The organism is Tolypothrix campylonemoides VB511288_2 (assembly GCF_045999855.1).
Lineage (GTDB): Bacteria > Cyanobacteriota > Cyanobacteriia > Cyanobacteriales > Nostocaceae > Scytonema > Scytonema bouteillei_A.
In genome coordinates, this window is sequence record NZ_JBFPMW010000004.1 from 725,603 (window position 1) to 744,161 (window position 18,559).

An 18,559-nucleotide genomic window follows, 5' to 3' on the forward strand; every position below is an offset into this window, starting at 1 on the left:
TTTGGTCTTTGGTCATTTGTCCTTATTTACCAAGTCTCTCGGCTTCACTCCTTTCCTGCCAAAGTAAGCTATTATAAATATGCATGACTTAAAAGTCAATCAGAACAAAGAAAAAAGGGGAGTTAAATATGCCACTTCTGAAGTATTAACTTTTCTAAGAAATAAAAACTCCATGGCTTCTCAATGATTTTTTTTTAAGAATTTTTAATTAAAATTAAAATAATTTAATAAAAATCCTGACTGTCTTAAGTTATAACTTTTTTCTTCCCAGAAACTGAGCGATCGCATCCGCCTTTTTTTCAATGTATTCTCTTTTACGGAGATAGTTTGTGTAATAGTTAGTGAGCGGTAAATCCTTACCAGAAGATAGTAATAATTTAATTCGATAATTTTTACCGTTTCTATTAAACTTTTCTTGCACCTGCACGTCAACAATCTCTCTGAGTTGATGCTCTACTGTTTTTGAGATAAAGAACCATTGTCTTTTCTTAATGACAGAACCGCGACTTTTATCAAAATCACAAGTTACTATTTCACAACAATAAGCTAACCATAAGAAATTAAAGGTAGTGACACCAGTCACAGCCCAAGCGAGCGTGGGGTTACCCTTCTGTATTGTGAAAGATGAAGTTTGAGAGTTTTTGACAAAATCATTGATTCGATCTGCAGTTGATTTTAGTTCAATAGCTGAAACTTGAGGTTTTTGAGTGTCAGCAGTCCAAAAAGCCAACTCGCCGTGTTTCGTTAACAAGACTAATTGTTGCGGTTGGTTGCGATCGCGACTCTCATCCGACTGATCAACCCTAGCTCCCTGGAATTCCTCCATGGGAATAGTTTTCTTGCTCGATTGCAGCAATGATGAGGTTACTAGCTGACATTCACCTCGATCCGGTTGCACTCTTGTACAAGTTAGGGTGCTAGTTTTGATTAAGGGTAACAAGAAGAAAAGTTGAACTGGCCATATTAAGCTGGAAAAACCTCCAATTATCCAAATAAACCAAGGTCGGAACTCGAGTGTTAATTTCGTAGGAGTTTGTTGTAGACTTGCCATGTATTTATAGAACAGAATCGCTCTTTGAGGATGTAATGGCGATCGTATTGGTATTAAATATTTCCTCAATAACTATCTACAATGCGTACCCCTTCATTTTCAGATTCTTGAGAAGTACTCCTCATCTCAAAGAACCGATACCTCTAGTACAGAATGCAGGTGTGAAGCGCTACTTCGCTAGCGTTTGTCGAGCTACCGGAGAGGGGTGAGGGAACCGATCCATCATTCGCCAACAGTATGCTAGACGAAGCCGGAAAGCTAAGAAGATATCAAGAAAATTTACAGAGTGTAAACTAATATAAAGAGGTCATTCATTATGTTGTTTGTACCTCTCACTTGACCAATCTCGTTCTTGAGCGACGAGGTATCTCCTTTTGCATATAGAGACAAAGATGAGGACAGCGCTTTAGACACAAAACATGAAAAAACAAACGAGTGTAAATGTATACTTGTACGAAGTTAATTTTTACAATTTATTAGGAAATGGTTAACTATAACATAAACTAAACGAGTTCACACAGTCTCCTACGTTACCATCCTATTAATGTAAATACCATTACAAATGACCATGGAACCAGATTCTCTACCAACCGAGGTTATTCTGACACATCCACGTCAGACCATTGGAAATGTCCAACTCGATTGGACACCACAACCGGGAAATTATCTAGATCTTGAAGGAAAAACCTACGCTGTCTTAGAGCGTCGCCACCGCTATCAATTAAAGGCGGGGCGCTATCGTTTGCAAAAAATTGCTCTTTACGTGCAATCTGCAACACGCCCAGATGAAAAAAGTTTTGTGGGAGGACGTTGGGTTCTCGGTGATGCCACTTGCCGCTACAATGCTCATTCAGAAATGATACGCTGTGCAGTTAAACCAGAAGGTCCTTGTGAAACTTGTCGCCACTACGAAAGAATGAATTATGAATTATGAATTATGAATTATGAATTATGAATTGATGGTTTCAGCATTCATCATTTATAATTCATGATTCATCCAAAAACTTCTCCCACGACTACACGCGTACCATTAATAAAATCCCACCCTGACTGAGGACGTTTGCCAGCAGGTTGAACTTCTCTAAGGAGTAAAAAACCATCTCCAGTTTGTACGATCGCTCCGACTCCCTTGGCAATGCCAACAACTTCCCCTGGGTTACCGGATACTACCGACAAATCGGGCAATTTCTTTTGTATTGCTTCCATTTCTGGTGGTAACTCATATCCATAAGTAGAGCCAAGGGGCGCAGTGGCAGTAATTTTTAGAGGTTGATTCCGAAAGGTTGTAACACAGTCAGGGTAAAAACCTCTAATTTGATTGTGTAACTGTATCGCGCTTTTTGACCAATCCAAATGATAATCGTCTTTTGCAATCATTGGTGCATAAGTAGCTTCAGAATTGTCTTGAGGAATTGGTTCCCCTTGCTGATGTTTGAGCTTTAGCAAAGTCTCCACTAATAAATCTGCACCCGTCACGGCAAGTTTTTTTGCCAAATCTCGGGCATTATCCAATAATCCTACCGGTGTAGTGGCTGTCAGTAACATTGCTCCAGTATCCATCCCCGCATCCATCAACATCGTTGTGATACCAGTTTCAGTCTCACCATTGTACAAACACCATTGAATGGGGGCTGCTCCTCGGTATTTTGGTAAAATCGACCCATGTACATTGATGCATCCCAATTTGGGCATATCTAAAATTTTTTGCGAGAGAATTTGCCCGTAAGCGACAACGACAAATGCATCAGCATCTGATTCTCGAAGTTTGGTCAAAGTTTCAGTACTTTTCTTCACCCTTTGGGGTTGCCAAACGGGCAAATTTGCTGAGGTCGCAACTGCTTTTACTGGTGAGGGTGTCAGTTTGTTCCCGCGTCCGCGTCGTTTATCGGGCTGTGTTACAACTGCTATGACTTCAAAGTCTGGGTGGTTCAGCAGTGTTTCCAGCGTCGGTACGGCAAAATCAGGAGTTCCAAAGAAAACAATTTTCATAGCGATCGTTGGTAGAAGAAGGCAAGCAGACAGAAGGCAGAGGGTAGAAGGCGTTTTTGCCTTATGACTTGAGCTTCTGCCTCAATGGTAATGATAGGCTTATTTCCGTTCTCTTGAACCGATCGCCGATCCCCGAGCGATAGTCACTATTATTTGACAAATTCGTTGGTTTTTGTAAAAAAAAGATGGTTTTGTAGGGTTATAATAATTTCGCTGGAACACAAGCTAGCACTTTACGCATCTGCCGCAGCTAAGTTTAACTCGTTGGCGATCGCAAAGCAGGGGCCATTAACCTTATCTCTTTCTCTCTCAGTAGAGATGGGAGAGTCAAACGATAGTGTAAAAGCGCAGAAAGCGCCGAGCAACGATGCAAAGCGCTAGTCTTCGTCGAACGCAATTCACGGACATCTGGTGAAAAACAATGTAGAAACGAGCAACAGCACGTCTAATGAATTTCTTAAGATGTCTATACAAAATTCTATAATCTCCAAAAATTCTGAGTCTGGAACCGACCTTTCAAACCAGAGGTGCTCTTCCGCAACTGCTATCACTGAATAATGCAGTTTTGGCAGTTTGATTCCCGTGTTTCCCCTTCGGCTAGATATCAGAAGCGATCGCAAAATCGGCTTGGAGACGAGTTCGGTTTGCAAAATTTTAAACTAATGCCATACTTGTACCGAGTCTGGTAGCTATTGGTGTGGTATCAAAATGTAAACAGCGATCCCCCTCCCAGCAGTCGGACTAAGTACAGAGAGTAAGCCGAGTTCTGCGTCTTGCTGATACACGGTTACTTGTTGAGATATGCCTGATTCCGAAGTGCTCAGTGTTATCACGAGCATCTATAAAGGGCTATCCTCCCGTTAGTCTGTATAAATACTAGTTCGCGGTTTCTCCCAAATACCAGTAACAGCAAAGCGTAGAAAAAGATACTCTAATTTTGTAAAAGTATGCGAAGTTTGAGTAAAAAATCTCGTTTAATTGGGAGTTCCTTGTTATACCTATTATTGATAGTCTGCCCGATTGCTGTATCAGGCATTCCTCCTCACACAGCAACCGCCCTTTAGAGAGTCAACAAATGCTGAAATTTCCTCTGTTGTCAGGATGGTTGAGCGTGCAACCATTCCAAAAGTATGTCATTTTTGTTATGCTGATTGCGCCCTTAATGGCGGCGTCGGCTCACTCTACCTTGGCAAAACAAACACAAGCAGCCAAACTTACTCCCGTAGCGCCAGACTCCGATTCTGCCTCATCTGATTCTGTGTCAAATCAAACCCCTGCTGAAGGCGAACAGAATTTCGATGATGTCACAAAAATATCTCAAGATACTTTTGCTTCTAAATCACTCGCCACACCAACCTCTCTAGCAGCAATTAACCAACTGCAACGATCGCACGGCGAATGGGAAGCATTGATAGAAAATGATTCTCTGTCGAGAGAAATACCCGAAGCTGATGAAGAGTTACTCACCGCAGTTGAACTGGCTCCATCAATCATCGCGCAGGATTCCAAGAGCGAAAACCTGTCTAAAAGTGAGTTAGACCTGGTGCAACGCTTGAGAGCGGCTAAAGTACAAGTCCTAGCAGCCAAAAACAATGACACCACGTCCAGACACATTTCGGTAAATGAAGTTTTAGAAGCAACTGCAGTTGCTCCTTCAATAGGTAAATTAAAACCAGCTACGTCAGTTCCTGTTGTTGAACAACCACCAGAAGGCGCTCAATCACAACAAGATCCTGTGGGAAGCCCCCATCCCATTCCGTGGCAATGGATTCAATCTACCCAGGAAGCTATTGGTTCCAAGGGTGCTTCTGGAGTGCGTTACTATCGCAGCGTACCTGTCATCTCTCCAGATGGACGATATGCAGCTTACAGCCGCGTACAAGTAGAAGTTAAACCAGAAATGCATAACAGCCGTGTTAGTAGCGTTCTATTTATAGAAGATAGACAAACTAAAAAGCTACGGGTGGTTAGCTCAACTTCCAATCTCAACGACCCATTACTAAAAGTTAGTGTCACATCAACAACAGAAAGCGACACACAAGGAACTATCGGAGTTTTGGTTCCTGTAAGCTGGTCGGAGAAAGGCGATCGTTTTTTAGCACGTCAGTTTGAAGGCTACATGAATACATCTGATGTGACAGACCGCGCAGTCATTTGGGATAGCAATAAAGGTCAATCTCAGAGCATTACACCTTCCCAAAACGAACACAAGCATGAAATTGCGGTCTTGTTAGGTTGGAGTAAAGTTCAACCGGAACAGGTGTTATTCCGTGCAGGCGAATTGGGCGAAGAAACATGGCCCATGGTCGCTGTTTCCTATGATGGTTCAACCATAACAGCCAATAATACAGATGAACCGGTCACTTTTGGTGAAAAAGTGAAAGGAGTGTGGGGAGATCCTCCAGTTGCTTATAGATAGTTTAAGAAATAGTTAATTAATCTAGATATAGTGACTCCACTTTTAATGTCAAAATTTACTATCTAAAAGCAACTCAATGTTAACTTAAATAAATTTCACAGCAAGAATCCCGGACACGACTATAGTAACGGGCTTCTCAATTGTTAATTAATATGACTCAAGCATTAGAATAAGGCGCATCCGTGTAAATGGGTAGTGCCTACCCAATTCCCTACTTCCTATCTTCAAGACAGTCATTTATGGAAAAATCTTGCAACCCAGTGTGGAAAAGGGATATTACCTTCTGTCCTCTGCGATTTACCTTATTTCAATTTTTGTAAGGTGGGTATTGCCAACCGTTCGATATGGTTGGGCAATACCCCCTACAACCTATTTTCAAGACAGCAGAATCCTTTAATTTCTACTAATTTGTCACCACCAGCACGGGAAAGCTGCGTCTAACTAATGGCTAGTATCTGAATCATAGAAAAATCCAATTTGCCTTATGGAAAAGATTTTGATATGACAGCATTTGTAGGTGAAATATTACCACTGTCTCTGGTTTTAAGTTTAAGCTAGTGGATTAGGAACCATCCGATGAATTTCGGTAAGAATAGTGATGAATGAAGCTGATACCCCTAAAAATGAAGCTTTCGTTGAACCATTAAAATCGAGTAACTCGCCACAACCGGAAAGAGCAAGTTGCCCGTTTTACTCTGTTTTGCCTGGTGAAACTACAGCAAGCGCAAACATTCCACTACTAGCGCCAGCACAAGATAAGGAATGTGAGAACGATATTACATCGGATGGTGCTTCTGATGAGGACTGGGTTGCAGAACCGGACCGCGATCGACAGCAGATGATAGATTCCGAGTTCAAGAAATTATTGGTCTTGAACGAAGAACTGCGTCTGAGCAACGACGACTTGTACGACCAAGTACAGCAGCTTAAAATGGCTTTAAATGAGTCAGAAAAGGCTGTAGAGTGGCAAAAAAAACGCTCTAGTGTCACAGAATCAATGCTCAGCCAACAAGCACAAGAACTTGCAGCGGCTCAAGAGCAAATAAAGTCCCTATACCAACAGCTCGAAACTGCAACTGCAAGCGCCCAACGTCAAGAAAGTTTAGTTGAAAGCTATAAAGCGCAACTAGATATTAACCAGCAACGCCTTGCCCAATTAGAGAGAGAGTGCGCTCTTATTCAATCTAACTATAACGAACAATCCCATCACTTAGTACAAGCAGAAACCGCTTGTCGAGAGCTGCGGACTCGGCTGATGCGACAGCAACGCCAGACTTTACAATTTAAAGCCGCCCTAGAAAAGTGTTTGGAGACTCCTGTTCCGAGCTACGACTCTCTTGATGAAAATGACTCAGGGAGTACAGCCTCAAAACTTCCCAAGCGGGTCAATTCTTTGTTTACCTACACACAACCAATTAAACCTTGGTCGGGAGAACAAAATTTATTTGATGATGATAATCCTTGGGAAGAATCTCCATCACCCGTTCAGAAAGGAGAAAGTATATCCCCCAATCAACCATTGCCTCAGGACATTTTAGATGAAGAGGAAGAAGAAATCCTGTCTCCATCACAAACAACTAACACACCGGAAATAGGAACAGTTTCTGTACCAGATTCTAGCGACTTAGATCGGCAGTTGGATGGGGTTATCCAAATGTTCTTTGCAGCCAATTCTGTACCCGTACAGCCAGCATCGCCTACAGAAGTCAATGAAGATACTCCTCCTGCAGCAGAGACTATCTGGGAAACAACTGCCACACATTTGGTAGAAGAACCAGAAGAACAACAAAAATCAGAAGTCATTGAAGTACTCCCGAATCATACCCCACCAGACGATTATGTGGACGTTTGGTCAGAACAAGCACCAGTTCTCGAATTACCAGAAACACCCGTTCCTTACGTGCAATTGATGAACGAATCTACTAACTCCAATTCTCCTTCACCCCTAATTTATCCACACCGTCCCCCAAAAGGTCGAAAATCTTTATCATCTGTTGAATTGCCAAAGTTTAATAAGGATGCTAATTGCTAATTGCTAATTGCTAATTGCTAATGGTGAGACTACCCTGTGGATGGTTTTCTCACGCCTTGGGGACTGGCGTATATCTCTTGTCGGCATAGCGTTACGCTTCACGTTACCCAAGGCATAGGGCTAATGTTGTATTCACTGTTAGGAGGTAGAGTTATACCGCACGCTCATGTTGGTGGGCAAATGCCTACACCTCCATAGTTAATGGCTAATCTTGACTTCACTATTAACCGATCGCCATTAGCCATTAGCCATTAGCCATTAGCCATTAGCCATTAGCTATTAGCTATTAACTCTGATGTCACTTTCCTTGCTTGGCTTTGAGTGCGTGCTACACCTGTGGTGAGAGCGTAATTAATTGCAAGGAGCTGCAACCACAATCCTGGATAGCGCGGTTCTAACCAGGGACTCATTTGACGCAGCAACTGGGGGAACCATCCTTTTAATAAAGCTCTTACTAGGGTATGGCGTCCAAAGTCGAGATAATTGCCGATCCACCTGATTAAATCCTTAGCACCAGCAAGTTCCCAAATCCATAGCAGTAACGTGGGATTATTTTTTGCGGCTTTCCATGCGAGTCGGTTAAATGTCCACCAGTCAAATCGGTCTTTAATGAAGTTATCTGCTACTTCTAAGGGTTCATCTGCTAACAAACCAAAAAAGTTGTTGAGCATGGAGTTGATTCTTTGGGGTGGTAAGAATTTCCCGGTAGGAACCATCATTCCTTTGGAAAACATCCAGGTGACGGCAATATTATTTTGGAAAGCCCGAATTTTATTTAGGTGCTTTACGCGCAGCAAGTCGTGTTTCAGCGCGACATCTAAAAGGGTTGTCAGTCGTTCTAAGTTGCGAACAAGAGAGCCAAAACCCGTGAAAACTAAGGGGGATTGCAGCGATGCTGCATCTCCTATTGCTATCAAGCGGTCATATGCAACCGTGCGATCGCGACTTCCTACGCTAAAATGTCCCGGTATGTAACCAAATGTCGGCTTTTTCCACACCAGTTTATCCATATCGCAACGGCGGTATTCTGGCAGAATGGTGAAAAAATCTTCGTACATCTCCAATAAAGAACCGGGATTTCTAGCATTGACCTCATGGTAATGGAATAAATAAATTGTTAGCTCCTCATTTGCTCCAGGAAACAATTCCCAAATTAACTGTCGTCCGCGTGAAATATCGCCATGACTGTTAAGAACATCTCCATACTGAGAATCCCACACTCCGGGTTCAAATCCTTTCTCTATCGCTGCTCCTACTGTAGGGCATACACTATCAAAGGCACGACCTCCATTCAATTGCCATGCGATTGGTGAAGCAGTTCCCATTGCGTCTACAAGTAGCCGCCCACTGACCTGCTTATCCGTTTGACTGGGTAAATGCTTGACACTAAGCACAATTTGTGAATTGTATACATCTGCTTTCACAAACTCCGTCTCATCCCAAATTTCACCACCAGCGACGCGCAACTTTTGCCCGCACAATTGCAGTAATGTCTCAGAATCCAATCCTATGTTAAGGACTGTGGGTGTATGTAAAATCGGTGCTTTGAGGTGTTTGGGATTATTCCCATCAAAAAATTTATTAAATCCGTCCTTATATTCCCGTGCAATACACGTTTCCACTTCTGAAGGTGTGAGCAAGCCCAAGTTAACCAAACTTTGAATTTCATCACGAGATATATTCCATTCGCGATTCATGCGTCCAAAAGGTAACCGTTCTATCAGCAGCACTCGATAACCCAGTTTTGCCATCACAGCCGCATGAATAACGCCAAGCGCACCGCCAATGTAGATTAGGTCATATTGGGGAGAGGGGGTAGACACGGTAGAGGAAAAAATTCCCCCTTGTCCTCCTTGTCCTCCTTGTCCCCAATCGCCAGTATGAGAAAACACCACTTGACGTGGTTGCTTGGGATTCCGTACACCTTCTCGCCATTGTTTTTCCCACCAGTAAACGCGTTTGAGATCGTACTCCCCATTGGGCATTTTTTGAAAATATTTGACAGTAAGAGGATAATATGGTGCAAGTGCTTCAAAAATTGATGCTTTTAATAAATCAACGCTTGGTGGTTCGGGATAATCGTGAGGAAAGCGACTGCGAATCTCAACAGTGAGACGCTGAAGAATTTGCTGCTCTTTTGGGAAAGGTTTGTCTCCCCAACGGAATGCTTTTAAATAAGTTGTTCGCTGTACTGACCAAACAAATACAGACAATTCTGTCGGTAATTTTTCCGAACTCATCTCGTTAGTGGTTGTAGCATTTGGGGTTCTTAAGCGAAAGCCTTCCGGAGTCAGCAATTTTTCCCCTATTTCCGGGTCAAAATAAGTTTGCAACCAGTCGCAAACAGCAGCTGTGTCGGGAGTAGGGATTTCTAAATACAGTAACTCTCTCATTTTTCGTAGAATCTCCAATAAATTTCTGCATTAAGACAGATTTAACAAAAGGCTAAATTACGGTAAGATCCGCCCTATTACTTGAACAAAATTCAGTAAAGAAACTTTAAGAGGTTCTCATATTTATTATTCATTTTGTTTTTCTGTAAACATACGCCATGAATTATCCCATTCCAGATAGCCCCCAAGAAATCTTTGCCTTGCGACAGCAGCCCGCTGTTGATGAAGAACTAGTTGCTGCAGCAATTGCTGGTGTCATTAAAATTGTTCGCGCCCAGGGTCAATCCCTAGAAGAGGTAACCGCCCAAGTCCTCGCCGATGATAGCGTACTCGACATCCAGCAAAGACGCTGGTTGAGCAAAGTCGTTGCCCAAGTTTGGGATAGTTTTTCTCAAAATGGCTAATTGCTAATGGCTAATTGCTAATGGCTAATGGCTAATTGCTAATGGTAAGACCATTGCTGCAGGAGGGTTTCCCACGCCCTGGGGACTGGCAAACAAGGGAGGGCTAACCCGTATAGTCCTGTGCGGGCTAGCTTCGCATCGAGAAGCCTAATGCTAATAGCTAAGGAAAGCCATTAGCTATCAGCCATTAGCCATTAGCTATTAGCTATTAGCAATTAGAGCCATCTCAGCTTGAGAATGTAGCAACAAACCGTATTCTAAGCCCTCAACAACAGCTTGATAGGACGCTGCTAAAATATTTGTCGAAACTCCCACAGTAGTCCAGCGTTGGTGTCCGTTGCCTGATTCCACTAAAACTCGGGTTTTCGCTGCTGTTCCTGTATGCCCGTTCAAAATTCTCACTTTGTAATCCGTCAGTTCAAATTCTGCAATTTGCGGGTAAAAATTTACTAAAGCCTTACGTAATGCTGCATCTAATGCAGCAACGGGTCCGTTCCCTTCTGCTGCTTCTAGAATATCTCTACCACTCACAGCAACTTTTACGGTCGCAAGCGCACTTGTTGTTTCTTCTCCTTGAACTAAGTCACAGTGAACTTGAAAGCCTTTAATTTCAAAGAAGGGCTGACGGTTTCCCAAAGCCTCGCGCATTAACAACTCAAAACTGGCTTCTGCTGCTTCAAATTGATACCCTTCTTGTTCTAAAATCTTAAGACGTTGCAGAATTTGCCCGGTTTTTGGATTGTGTTTATCTAGTTCGATCCCAAAAGTTCTTGCTTTCGCTAAAACGTTACTCACTCCTGCTTGTTCGGAAATGACTATCCTGCGACGATTTCCGATTTTTTCTGGTTCTATGTGTTCGTAAGTCAGGGGATTTCGTTCTACTGCTGATACGTGAAGACCGCCTTTGTGAGCAAAAGCCGAACGTCCTACAAAAGGTGCATGCTCGTCAGGAGCAAGGTTCACGACTTCGCTGACAAAGCGACTGATTTCTGTAATGTGAGATATTTTACTATCTTCAAGGCACTCATAACCCAATTTTAATTGCAAATTGGGAATTAAAGAACAGAGATTGGCGTTGCCGCAACGTTCTCCGTATCCGTTGATCGTGCCTTGTACCATTCTTGCTCCTGCCATGACAGCAGCTATTGTGTTGGCAACTGCTGTATCTGAATCGTTGTGAGCATGAATACCTAACTTTGGAATTGGCGATTGAAAACGGTTTTGCCCGATCGCCTGCATGACGTCTCTGACAATTCCAGTGATTTCATGGGGTAAAGCGCCTCCGTTGGTATCGCAAAGAGTTACCCACTCAGCACCAGATGCGATCGCAGTTTCTAATGTCTGTAGGGCGTAATCTCGATTGTGCTTGTAACCGTCAAACCAATGTTCTGCATCATAAATGACACGACGCCCTTGACTGCGAAGATAGTCAATAGTGTCTTGAATCATTGCTAAATTTTCTGCCAATGTTGTTTTCAGTCCTTCAGTCACTTGTAAATCCCAGGACTTCCCTACAATAGTGACCCATCGCGTTCCAGCCGCCAGAATTGCTTGGATCATTGGGTCTTCTGAAGCGATTTTATTGGGACGCCGAGTAAAACAAAAGGCAACAATTTCTGCTTGACTCAGGGGTTCTTCTTGAAGGTGCCAAAAAAACTGCACGTCTTTTGGATTTGCACCAGGCCAACCACCTTCTATAAAAGGAATTCCCAGTTGATCCAGTCTGCGAGCTATGCGTAACTTATCTTCTGTAGAAACTGATAACCCTTCGCGTTGAGTGCCGTCCCGTAATGTAGTGTCGTAAATCCAAAGCTGTGATGAGGAATTTGCAGTCATATGATGAGAATTAAGAGACAACTTACAATGAAAATAGGAACTAGGGATTGGGCATTGGGTGTTGGGTATTAATGATTTTTTCTATTCTCTACTTCCTTTTTTCATATTCTGGAAGTATAAATCTTTATCCTTCACCCTTCATCCTTTATCCCGATCCTTAACTTCAGGAGTTACGCATTTTTCCCTTATTTGCCACAGACTCAACTTGGCTCCCTGCGGACTTGAAAAGATGAACAATTTTTCCTTACCTCTTTCCTGCGTGCCCTTTGCATGGAGTGCGGTTAATTTAAAAAGATAATTTTTGGACAATGTTGAGAGGATCTATGAAAGTGGCACAATAGTATACTATATGAGTCTGCTTCTAGATTAGAAATAAATTGTTACAATACAACCAACAGGTAGCACACTTATTATAATTAAATGCCTACAGTACAAGCTCAGGGAAAAAAAATTGAGTGCCAACGCGGGGAGAATTTGCGGCAAATATTGCTGCAAAATGGTATTGACCTGCATAATGGCGGTGCTAAGGTAATAAACTGTCGGGGACTAGGAACCTGCGGTACTTGTGCAGTTCTTGTGGAAGGCGAAGTATCACAGACAAATTGGCGCGATAAAGCCCGTCGCTCTCTACCACCCCATTCTCCCACAAAAAACTTGCGTTTGGCTTGCCAAACCCAGGTTCTTGGAGATGTGAGAGTGACAAAATTTGAGGGTTTTTGGGGACATTGTTCTCAAATACTTTGGACACCAGAAAGATAAAACGGAGAAAAACAACATGGGCAGATGGACACCACTCATCCTTATGGCGGGGGGCTTGGCGATTTTGCTGGGAACATTACTAGGAATTAGCTTTCCTATGGGCGGTCAAAATACTGCTCAAAATTTAGTACCAGCACAAAAAACCAGAGCATCAAGAGTTTTACCTGCTAATATCAATGTCAATAGCTCTGGTAACAACAATGCTGCTCCTCGCAGTACCAACAATAACACTGCAAGTAATAGCAGTACGGAGAGTGCTAATGACAGCACCGATACTCCTAACAGAGGTAACGTAGCTCAAGTTCAGCAGGAACAAAATAATACTGAGGAGCAAGTCCAAGAAGGAACGGAAAATACACCGAAGACAACAAATACTCAGTCAACTGAGGAAACCAATCAGCAAAACGAACCCATTAGAGCTTTGTGGTAATACGAGCAAGGCATTCATTCAAATCTAGATATAAAGAGATATGAGCGATCGCTTATAGGTTATTAGTTATTAGTCAACAGTCTATAGCCTATTGTCAAAAGCCGTGACTTCTTGACTCTTGACTCTATAACTGTATGACTGTTGATTGTTGAACCTTGACTGTTGACTACTGACTCTTAACCAATGACTAGTAACGTTTTAATTATTGGTGGCGGCATTATTGGATTGGCAGTCGCCATTGAACTAAAATTGCGTGGTGCTCAAGTTACACTCGTAAGCCGAAACTTTCAAACCGCCGCAACTCACGCAGCAGCTGGAATGCTGGCACCCAGTGCTGAGAAAATTTCGCACAAAGCCATGCTAGAGTTATGCCAGCGTTCTTTGTCCTCCTATTCCAACTGGACGCACAAGCTAGAAACTTTCACAGGGTTAAATACTGGTTACTGGTCGTGCGGTATTCTGACACCAGTTTTAGAGGAGAGAGAGGGAGAGAGGGAGAGAGGGAGAGAGGGAGAAACTGTTCTCCCTATCCTTCCCTCCTCGTCCCCAAGTTACTGGCTGGATCGAGAAACAATACATCAGTACCAATCAGGTTTGGGAGAAGAAGCGATCGGTGGCTGGTGGTATCCTGAAGATGCACAAGTAGATAATCGAGCCTTAGCACAAGCATTGTTAGCAGCAGCCCGATCTCTTGGTGTTGAAATCAAAGAAGGTGTTGCCGTTGAGGGAATTCAGCAGCAACACAGGCGAGTTGTTGGCGTACAAACAAATGCAGGTGTTCTCCAAGCCGAACACTATGTTTTGGCAACTGGAGCTTGGTCTAATGCATTATTTCCACTTCCCGTGCGTCCGCGAAAAGGTCAAATGCTGAGCGTGCGAGTGCCCAACAATGAGCCGGATTTGCCTTTGACAAGAGTTTTATTTGGGGAAGAAGTTTACATTGTTCCGAGACGAGACGGGCGCATCATCATTGGTGCAACCAGCGAGGATGTTGGCTTCACTCCCGATAACACCCCAGCAGGAATTCAATCTCTCCTACAAAAAGCAATCCGTTTATACCCTCAAATACAGCACTATCCTATCGATGAACTGTGGTGGGGATTTCGCCCTGCGACTTCAGATGAATTACCTATTCTTGGCACTAGTCCCTGTGAAAACCTCACCTTTGCTGTTGGTCATTACCGAAATGGTATTCTTTTAGCACCGGTAACAGCAGCATTAATGGCAGATTTGATTTTAGAGCAAAAATCAGACCCCCTACTTTCTCACTTTCACTATTCGCGTTTCCAAACCAAGTCATCTACTACCTCAATGCTGACACTCCCTACAGCCCCCCACACCCCTACTCCCTCTGTCTCCCTCTCTGTTCAAGACACTCCACTTCAAATTGCTGGCAAGACTTTCAATTCTCGCTTGATGACGGGAACTGGTAAATACCGGACGATTGAGGAAATGCAGCAAAGTGTTGTGGCTAGTGATTGCCAAATTGTCACTGTTGCGGTAAGGCGAGTACAGACAAATGCACCCGGACATGAAGGTTTAGCTGAAGCACTCGATTGGTCAAAAATTTGGATGTTACCCAACACGGCTGGTTGTAAAACAGCAGAAGAAGCCATTCGAGTCGCACGTTTGGGACGAGAAATGGCAAAGCTGTTAGGACAGGAAGATAATAATTTTGTCAAATTAGAAGTCATTCCTGACTCTAAGTATTTGCTACCCGATCCTATTGGAACTCTACAAGCAGCAGAACAATTGGTGAAAGAAGGATTTGCTGTATTGCCATACATTAACGCTGACCCGATTTTGGCACAGCGTTTGGAAGAAGTGGGCTGTGCTACTGTCATGCCTTTAGCATCCCCTATTGGTTCGGGACAGGGATTGAAAACAACTGCAAATATTCAAATTATCATTGAAAATGCCAATGTACCAGTTGTGGTAGACGCCGGGATCGGAGCTCCCTCAGAAGCGGCGCAGGCAATGGAAATGGGCGCAGATGCATTGTTAATTAATAGTGCTATAGCTTTATCACAAAACCCACCTGCAATGGCACGGGCTATGAATTTGGCAGCAGTTGCAGGTCGTTTGGCTTATCTTGCTGGCAGAATGCCTTTGAAAAACTACGCTAGTGCTAGTTCTCCTTTAACTGGAACAATTGGTTAGGGACAAGGAAGATAAGGGAGAAGTACTCAAGAACTTATCCCCAATTCTTGCTAAGTTCTGTAAAGATTTGTATCATAAATAAGAGAGTATTTATGCCATTTCTGTAACATTAAATGAATATGCAGGATAAGGAATTGTACTCATGCCCTACACAACAGAAGAAGGTGGTCGGTTAAATAACTTTGCTAGAGAACCAAAAGTTTATCAAGCAGAGCCTCCAAGTCAAAAGCAGCAAATAAACTATGTTATCCTGGGAGTAGTTGGTTTGATTTTAGTGGGTGGCTTGATTTTCGTTGCGTTTTCTGTATCTGCACTCAGCTAATCATTGAATAACTTTTTAGTAAGCCTGTTGACTTTTTTATTGGGGCAGGTTCCTTATGGTAAGGGAGCCTGTCTTCTGTACTGAAAATTAGGGCGTGGAAAGTAGGCGTAGGGGTAATACAATTTTTATTCCCTTGTTGTGGGGACGTTGCCTGTATTGGTCTGGTGTATGAGGATTACAGAAAAAGCTATGTATATTTATATACTATAATAGATTGAATGTAGAAGCTTAATTTATCCTGAATCAAGCAACATTTACTTGAAAGTCATAGTCATGGTTCGATTTACCAGCTGCTCACAAAACCCCAAAAGGGTAGATACACTGCTATTTGGCTCTTTTAGCCACCATGAATGTGAATGAAACTACACATAACGATAATTCTGCTTGGAATCGGCAAGTTTATCAACGCCTAAAACTTGCCCTGAGTATAGGTTTGCGACGACAAATATTTTTGGCGGTGTGTGATGATTTAAACTTGAGAAATCAAGTGGCTGCACGCTTGCACTCAACTTTGGCTTCTCCTGTGGGTCAAGTGCTGTATCAGCCGTCTTCGACTCAGGAATCAAGCACATCAGCTTATCCGCGATTGGTAACTTTACGCTTAAATTTAAGCGATCCCAATCCTATTGCTCAGATCAATCAATGGCTGTCAAGCTATCCACCGCCTATTGTTGGCACATCTAAAGACACCCCCGGAAGACCTTTACCAGTACCGGCATTTCAAATAGTAGGTGTTGAGCAGCTTACCAGACAATCAGTGGCAGTACAGCGTCTATTCTTGCACTACTTGCGTTTGTCTGAACAACAACTGTCAAATTTTGAATCGAGTCTTCTGTTGTGGTTACCGCGCCCTTGGCTGCATGCTGTCCAGCAATCAGCACCACAATTTTGGCGTTACCGTACTGGGGTGTTTGTATTTGCTGGAGAACCCACGCCTACGAGTCAGAATAAGAGTTCTCCAGAACGGTTTTCTAGTTCCAAAGATCCCGATTTGGGCGCTCTTGACCAATCTTTTCTAGAAGAATCAGTTCTGAAAGAAGATTACGATTTCCAAAAACAACTCCCAGTTAATCGCGGACACAAACCGCAGGAACCTTCTGGTGTCAAATCAGAAGTATTGGCTATACCTTTTCAAGATGAACCCACTGATGCCAGCGATCGCACCGAGCCTCCCAAAGCACAACGGGTCTCTCATATTAGCAAGGAATTAACAGAACTGGTACTGGCAACTCTCAACAGTGCTATTTCAGAAGACAATAACCAAAACTCACAAGTCCGAGAAATCTTAGAAGAAATAGAGGAAGCACACGGACAAGCAGGGTCTGGAGTTAAAATAGCAGCAGCTTATCAGCGACTGGGGAACTTCTATCGCCTCCAAATCGAGCAAGGACAGTCAACCTTGGAAAATTTGATGGTGGCAATTTTAGCTTACCAAGAAGCCATTACCCATGACGAAAGCTCATCTCAAGTCCCGGATATTTTAAACGACTTGGGTACTCTTTACTGGATGCTCTACCGCACCCCACCGAATTCAGAAGAGGGACAAGCTTACATAGAGCAAGGCATAGAATTTTACCATCTGGCTTTAAAACTGATATCTCCAGAAACACATCCGGATACTTATGCTCGCGTTCAAAATAACTTGGGTACAGCTTACGGCGATTTAGCTCGTTTTGCCAATCCAGCAGAAAATTGGCAACAAGCAGTTTTAGCTTACAGCGAAGCGCTACAGTTCCGAACAGCAGAAATGGAACCCCTAAAATATGCTGCTTGTCAGAATAATTTGGGTACAGCCTACTGGCATTTGGCGCAGTACAACCAACCCGTCGAGCATTTGAAGAAAGCGATCGCAGCCTACAACTTAGCGCTAACTTACTACAACCCAGAACAAGAACCGCTCAAGTACGGCATGATTCAAAATAACATTGGTACTGCCTATTGGAACATTGCCCAATACGAACAGCCACCAGAAAATTTACGTTCAGCCATAGAGGCGTATCGTGAAGCACTGAAGTACCGTACTCCTGCTAACGTTCCCCCTGCTTGTGCGGCTACCCAAAATAATCTAGGTACTGCTTATTGGCATTTGGCAAATCAAGCGCAAACACCAAGAGAAGAAAAGCAAAAATTGTTAGAACAGTGCGTTGTTTCGTATGAAGAAGCCCTTTCTCTTGCCCACTCTTTAGGCGGTATGTCTTTGAGCTTTGATATATTTGCCACCCATAATAATTTGGGATTAGCCCATTATCAGCTGGCAACAGATCAGTATTTTAGTTTAGATAAAGCAGAACGTTCCAAACATTTAGAAGCAGGATTAGACAATCATTTACAAGCTTTAAATGGATTAAGCAAACAACCTGAAGCTTATCAAACAACCTTTGCATACGTAGTTAAGACTATCAGGGCATTCCATAATGAATTAGGAATACAAGGACAAAATTTAGCCTTATCTAAAGTTCCCGGTCAGCTATTACCAGAGATTTTGCCAAAGTTGTAATGGCTAATGGCTAATAGCTAATGGCTAATGGCTAATGGCTAATGGCTAATAGCCCTCCCTTATCTCAGGAGCGGAGACGCTATGTGCTTTGCACGCGCTCCACTATGCCTTTGGGCTATGCCCGTAAGGGCTATACGCCCTTCGGGTATCTCCTTACGGAGACGCTACGCGATGCCGAAGGCTATGCCCGCAGGGCTGTACGCCAGTCCCCTACGGCTGGAGACCCGCCTACAGCACTGGACTCACCATTAGCCATTAGCCATTAGC

General features: G+C 43.1%; 15 protein-coding genes. 10 read left to right on the plus strand and 5 right to left on the minus strand.

What is annotated here, in order from left to right:
• Positions 1-250: 250 nt before the first annotated feature.
• A complete protein-coding gene (locus AB0756_RS15755; protein WP_050046178.1) occupies positions 251-1,051 on the minus strand; it encodes a transmembrane domain-containing protein in 801 nt (266 codons plus the stop codon).
• A gap of 568 nt (positions 1,052-1,619) precedes the next feature.
• Here AB0756_RS15755 and AB0756_RS15760 point away from each other — a divergent pair.
• Entirely contained in the window at positions 1,620-1,985 is a 366-nt protein-coding gene (locus AB0756_RS15760; RefSeq protein WP_038077229.1) for a DUF6464 family protein, read from the plus strand.
• Between the two features lie 59 nt (positions 1,986-2,044).
• Here AB0756_RS15760 and fmt read toward each other — a convergent pair whose 3' ends face one another.
• Both fmt and AB0756_RS15770 read right to left on the minus strand, forming a co-directional pair.
• The gene (fmt, locus tag AB0756_RS15765) at positions 2,045-3,040 is read right to left on the minus strand and encodes a methionyl-tRNA formyltransferase (RefSeq protein WP_038077189.1); all 996 of its coding nucleotides are present in this window, start codon (positions 3,038-3,040) and stop codon (positions 2,045-2,047) included.
• A gap of 398 nt (positions 3,041-3,438) precedes the next feature.
• Positions 3,439-3,690, minus strand: a complete 252-nt coding sequence (locus AB0756_RS15770; protein ID WP_137986438.1) for a hypothetical protein — start codon at positions 3,688-3,690, stop codon at positions 3,439-3,441.
• A gap of 425 nt (positions 3,691-4,115) precedes the next feature.
• Here AB0756_RS15770 and AB0756_RS15775 point away from each other — a divergent pair, with 425 nt between their 5' ends.
• Both AB0756_RS15775 and AB0756_RS15780 read left to right on the plus strand, forming a co-directional pair.
• On the plus strand, positions 4,116-5,459 hold the full coding sequence (locus AB0756_RS15775; protein ID WP_202048601.1) for a hypothetical protein: 1,344 nt from the start codon (positions 4,116-4,118) through the stop codon (positions 5,457-5,459).
• A gap of 598 nt (positions 5,460-6,057) precedes the next feature.
• The gene (locus AB0756_RS15780; RefSeq protein ID WP_050046177.1) at positions 6,058-7,491 is read left to right on the plus strand and encodes a hypothetical protein; all 1,434 of its coding nucleotides are present in this window, start codon (positions 6,058-6,060) and stop codon (positions 7,489-7,491) included.
• Between the two features lie 272 nt (positions 7,492-7,763).
• Here the strand turns inward: AB0756_RS15780 and AB0756_RS15785 are convergent, their stop codons facing one another.
• Entirely contained in the window at positions 7,764-9,884 is a 2,121-nt protein-coding gene (locus AB0756_RS15785; protein WP_038110858.1) for an NAD(P)/FAD-dependent oxidoreductase, read from the minus strand.
• A 158-nt stretch (positions 9,885-10,042) separates the two neighbouring features.
• Between AB0756_RS15785 and AB0756_RS15790 the strand changes: the two genes are divergently transcribed.
• Positions 10,043-10,288, plus strand: coding sequence for a hypothetical protein (locus AB0756_RS15790; RefSeq protein WP_038110857.1), 246 nt, complete (start codon positions 10,043-10,045; stop codon positions 10,286-10,288).
• Between the two features lie 201 nt (positions 10,289-10,489).
• On the opposite strand, the gene cimA is transcribed toward AB0756_RS15790, so the two are convergent.
• Positions 10,490-12,124, minus strand: a complete 1,635-nt coding sequence (gene cimA / locus AB0756_RS15795; RefSeq protein ID WP_050046176.1) for a citramalate synthase — start codon at positions 12,122-12,124, stop codon at positions 10,490-10,492.
• A gap of 420 nt (positions 12,125-12,544) precedes the next feature.
• Between cimA and AB0756_RS15800 the strand changes: the two genes are divergently transcribed.
• From AB0756_RS15800 to AB0756_RS15825, 6 genes are all read left to right on the plus strand, one after another.
• Positions 12,545-12,883, plus strand: a complete 339-nt coding sequence (locus tag AB0756_RS15800; protein ID WP_038075783.1) for a 2Fe-2S iron-sulfur cluster-binding protein — start codon at positions 12,545-12,547, stop codon at positions 12,881-12,883.
• A 16-nt stretch (positions 12,884-12,899) separates the two neighbouring features.
• On the plus strand, positions 12,900-13,313 hold the full coding sequence (locus AB0756_RS15805) for a hypothetical protein (RefSeq protein WP_038075785.1): 414 nt from the start codon (positions 12,900-12,902) through the stop codon (positions 13,311-13,313).
• 183 nt (positions 13,314-13,496) lie between these two features.
• Positions 13,497-15,473: a glycine oxidase ThiO gene (thiO, locus tag AB0756_RS15810; protein WP_038075789.1), complete on the plus strand. Its 1,977-nt coding sequence runs from the start codon at positions 13,497-13,499 to the stop codon at positions 15,471-15,473.
• Positions 15,474-15,615: 142 nt separating this feature from the next.
• The gene (psb34, locus tag AB0756_RS15815; RefSeq protein WP_038075790.1) at positions 15,616-15,795 is read left to right on the plus strand and encodes a photosystem II assembly protein Psb34; all 180 of its coding nucleotides are present in this window, start codon (positions 15,616-15,618) and stop codon (positions 15,793-15,795) included.
• A gap of 346 nt (positions 15,796-16,141) precedes the next feature.
• Entirely contained in the window at positions 16,142-18,292 is a 2,151-nt protein-coding gene (locus AB0756_RS15820) for a tetratricopeptide repeat protein (protein WP_038076084.1), read from the plus strand.
• 41 nt (positions 18,293-18,333) lie between these two features.
• The gene (locus AB0756_RS15825) at positions 18,334-18,558 is read left to right on the plus strand and encodes a hypothetical protein (RefSeq protein ID WP_137986437.1); all 225 of its coding nucleotides are present in this window, start codon (positions 18,334-18,336) and stop codon (positions 18,556-18,558) included.
• Position 18,559 lies beyond the last annotated feature (1 nt).